General features: G+C 34.6%; 3 protein-coding genes. 1 reads left to right on the forward strand and 2 read right to left on the reverse strand.

Annotated features, from left to right (window positions below):
• Both HMPREF9402_RS12270 and HMPREF9402_RS12275 read right to left on the reverse strand, forming a co-directional pair.
• On the reverse strand, positions 1–751 hold a 751-nt coding region (locus tag HMPREF9402_RS12270; protein WP_009607504.1), incomplete at its 3' end, for a class I SAM-dependent methyltransferase.
• Positions 752–1,163: 412 nt separating this feature from the next.
• Positions 1,164–2,615, reverse strand: a complete 1,452-nt coding sequence (locus tag HMPREF9402_RS12275) for a DUF4352 domain-containing protein (protein WP_009607503.1) — start codon at positions 2,613–2,615, stop codon at positions 1,164–1,166.
• A 258-nt stretch (positions 2,616–2,873) separates the two neighbouring features.
• Here HMPREF9402_RS12275 and HMPREF9402_RS12280 point away from each other — a divergent pair, with 258 nt between their 5' ends.
• The gene (locus HMPREF9402_RS12280; protein WP_009607502.1) at positions 2,874–3,614 is read left to right on the forward strand and encodes a GNAT family N-acetyltransferase; all 741 of its coding nucleotides are present in this window, start codon (positions 2,874–2,876) and stop codon (positions 3,612–3,614) included.
• Positions 3,615–3,805: the final 191 nt, after the last annotated feature.

Here is a 3,805-nt window from a genome sequence, read left to right on the forward strand (position 1 = left end):
TTTTTTTAGCGACGATTAAAAATCGATGACGTGTTATGTCAACGTAACCTTTTTCGTGTATTAATCGATGAATAATTTCTAATCGATCATAATATTTCTCTACGCTAAAGTTAGGGACTTGTTGATTAATGACTTTTAAGTAATACACAATGGCACCAATATCATAAAAACGTGTTAAACTGATATCATCTTTTGCGACTTCAATGTGAAATCCAGCTTCTCTTAACTCATTAACGGCTGTACGTAAGCTCCAATTTGAAAATTCGCAAGGCTCAGCGTTTAACCAAAGATTAAGTTCACAATCATTTAATCCCCCAACTTGTTGGGTAATAAACACACCACCATCGTTTAAGAGGCGTGCGACTTCACAAGCATCAAAGGGTTCATGACGGTTGATCACAATATCAAATTGATTTGATTCAAGTGGTAAAATCTGATTACTATTTGCGTGAACAACCGATACTCCAAGAGGCTCAAGACATGTTTTCGCTACTGAAATATTGGGTTCATATCCTTCTGTTGCCACTGTTTTAGCTGGAAGTGGAGCAAGGGATGATAAAAATTCGCCACCACCTGTTCCCATATCTAACACCGAATGAGCCTCTTTAAAATAATCTTTAATAATCGTTGGTAAATGCCACTTCAGTGGAAACTCAACCATACGTCCTGAACGTTCTAAATAATCAAAGTTCCACCCTGTTAACGGCTGATTTTCTTCTTGTACTAAATAATCGTATAACCCTTTATTCATTTTTCTCATCCCCTTAATTAAGCACTCATTTCGTTGTATTTCCCCTACAACGTTACTATTAATGTCTTCCCAAATCACCTAAACAAGTTGAATTTTTTAACAGCTCCAAATCCTTAACCTGCAAAGAAGTATGGCAAATCATTTGCTTTTACTGTTTCCTAGTCTCCTACGGTATCCCCTATATAAATAGGTACTTATAAGTGATGATATTTCCTGATTAATTTAATATTCTCTGATTTATCAAACTTCAGACCTGGCATTTGAACCTGTTTCACTTAAAGGTTAAAGCGTCCCATCTAAATCAAAAATAATTGAATCATCATCTCACCCCGTATTAATTCATATTATACACCTAGGACACAAAAAAGACACGCTTTTTATGGCGAAAATTGTAAAAAGCGTGTGATTTATTTTATGATAGCGGAATCACCAGTTTTTGTGAGTGTTCCCATTGACTAGGAGAATAGATTAAGGATAATTGAGTATCAAAGTCATCTACTTCAAAGATTAAAAGTCCCTCTATTGATGATTCCATTGCCAAGGATCCACTTTTAAATTCATGATCATTGTCAATGAGCGTTAAACTAGGAAGTATCAATTCACCCTTATCCGTTAATAATTTAAAATCATAGGCACTATAGTTTTTATCTGTCTCACTTCTATTTTCAAGTTGTACATCGATGATAATAAATGATTTTCCATCTTTCGCTTTGCTATAAGTTGTTTCATTGACTTTATCATATGAAAAAACAGTTAGAATCATGTTTTCTAGTTCAATAGGAACGAGTCGTTCTCCGAACAACCAATTCTCATTAAATGACAACGAAGGGGTTAAGGTATTTTTGACTTCATGTTCTAATTCTAAATTAACACTGAGCGTTTCTTTTGAAAATAGCGTTGGAAGTGTATAATAAAGCATCAAATTTGTAGCGTTTTTAGGAATTTCAAACATTAAACTTCCCTCAATGACCCCACCACTAACGATTTCAGTCATTTTTAATAAATTTTCCGTTTCAATTAAAGACGCCATGGGTTTAAGCTTTTGATTGTATTGATCACTTAGTTCAAAATGATACGGGAAAAAAATAAGCGTATCGTCAGTCTTATTTTTTAACATTAAGTCTACTTTTACATACTCGTATCCTTTTTTTGGCGTACTCAACTCTGTTTTATTTAGGCGTTCTACCTTTGTGACCTGTAAGTCAATCGATTCATTTGTGACCATATCTCCAATTCCCATGACTTTCGGCTGACTGACGACCTGTAATGCCTCAATTTCTAAATCAAAGGTAATGGATGCTAACGCATTGGTTGCTACTGGTCGGTACTCGAATGAATATCCCTCATCTAGCGGATAGGTATAAATCAACGTTCCACTCACTTCATCGCCCGGTGCTAATTCCCCGGCCTTTAAGGTGGTCTCATCATCGACGTTTGGAACCAAACTTCCCCCTGTATTTGTTTTTAGAATAAATTGATAAGGATTATATGCTAACACCTCATCAGAATGGTTTTGAAGAACGATGTTAATTGATAAAATTTCTTCTGTTTGATTGACACTATTCAGTTCAAGCGTCGTCTCATGCAACGTTCCCACTTCACCTATTTGATAAATCACTTTTTCTAATGGCTTCGAGCTTTGTGAGCGAGTACTGCTAGCTGCTTCAGTGACGCTAATCATTGGATTTTCATTTAATGCGTATAAAAAAGAACATCCTATGATTACCCCACTGAAGGTAATAAGAATATTTTTACGATTTTTCAGGTGTGGAATTCCCCACTTAATTACAATATCTGGACTGAAGATTCCCGTCATTAAACAGATAAAAGCTAATAATAAAAACATTGAGGTGATATTTGGCATTGCTGTTCCCCCCATTTTGCCGAAATACTTTAATCTTCTTCATTATACCTTACACCTTCGAGTTTACTAAATAAGAATCAATTGTGATATAAAGATCAGGATAAGAATTCCTTGCTAATTATCTCGTAAAATCTCTTTCGCCGTATTGTTTTGTCACCAATTTGACGATACTGTCAAAAATTCTAAGATTGGTAATTATTTTATTTTTTCCATTATATGTTATACTTGTCTGAGATGAGAGGAAATGGAGCGTTTAAAATGATCAATAAAATCATTCATTGTGAATTGGCCTATAGCCGTTGTTTTTCAAAAGAAATCAAAACTGTTCATGGAATTCGATTTACTGATTCCGAACTACTCGATATGTATGATCATAATTATACGTATCTTCCAAAAATTTCAACAAATATCATAACTCAAGAAGTCTTAGATTGTTTTAAGACACAAGATTTTTGTAAACTCGTTTCATATGAACCTCCCATCGATTCTATCCCAAATGGTGAGATTAGCTTAATGGGGGTTTATCAATTCGATTGGACAGAAGTTTTAAATCTAAAAGACCGAGATGATTTGGTGATTGAGGTACTAAAACAGATCGATACTGTGGCAGATTTAATCGCATGTGATTTAGCTCATGATGAACAAACCTTAGGTTATGATTTTTGTGTCCGTCGTGCGACTCGACGCAAAAATGTATACTTATCAAACGACGGTGTGGATTGCTATATCGCTTATTATAAAGGTCATCCCATTGGAAAGTGTGACTTATTTATTCATGATGAAATAGCTAAAATCGAAGATTTTGGTGTAAATCCATGCTATCAACATCAAGGATTTGGAACGGCTATTTTAAAATCTATGATTGAAACAGCTATTCAACAAAATTGTCAGCTCATCTATTTAGTCACAGATGAAGAGGATACAGCAAAAGACATGTATCAAAAACTGGGCTTTCATAAAATTGCACAGCGAACAGACTATTTCTTTAAACGTCCATAACTTCTAATCCTCAAAAAAAAAACGCTAATGATTAGTAATAGCGCGTTTTTTAATTTCTTTGAATCATTAATCGAATGAGAGGGAGTGAACTTGTTTTCTCTTCATCTAAAAAACAAACCAAACCTCTCCTACTTCCCCTATCACCCGATGTAAAAAGAGCCTTCTTTAGAAAGAGGCTCCTTTACTTTTTA

Source organism: Turicibacter sp. HGF1, from assembly GCF_000191865.1.
GTDB lineage: Bacteria > Bacillota_I > Bacilli_A > MOL361 > Turicibacteraceae > Turicibacter > Turicibacter sanguinis.

What these genes read in the sequence shown, in the direction of transcription:
- HMPREF9402_RS12275 (WP_009607503.1), bottom strand. Translation starts at nt 2,615, where the DNA reads ATGCCAAATATCACCTCAATGTTTTTATTATTAGCTTTTATCTGTTTA.
- HMPREF9402_RS12280 (WP_009607502.1), top strand. Translation starts at nt 2,874, where the DNA reads ATGATCAATAAAATCATTCATTGTGAATTGGCCTATAGCCGTTGTTTT.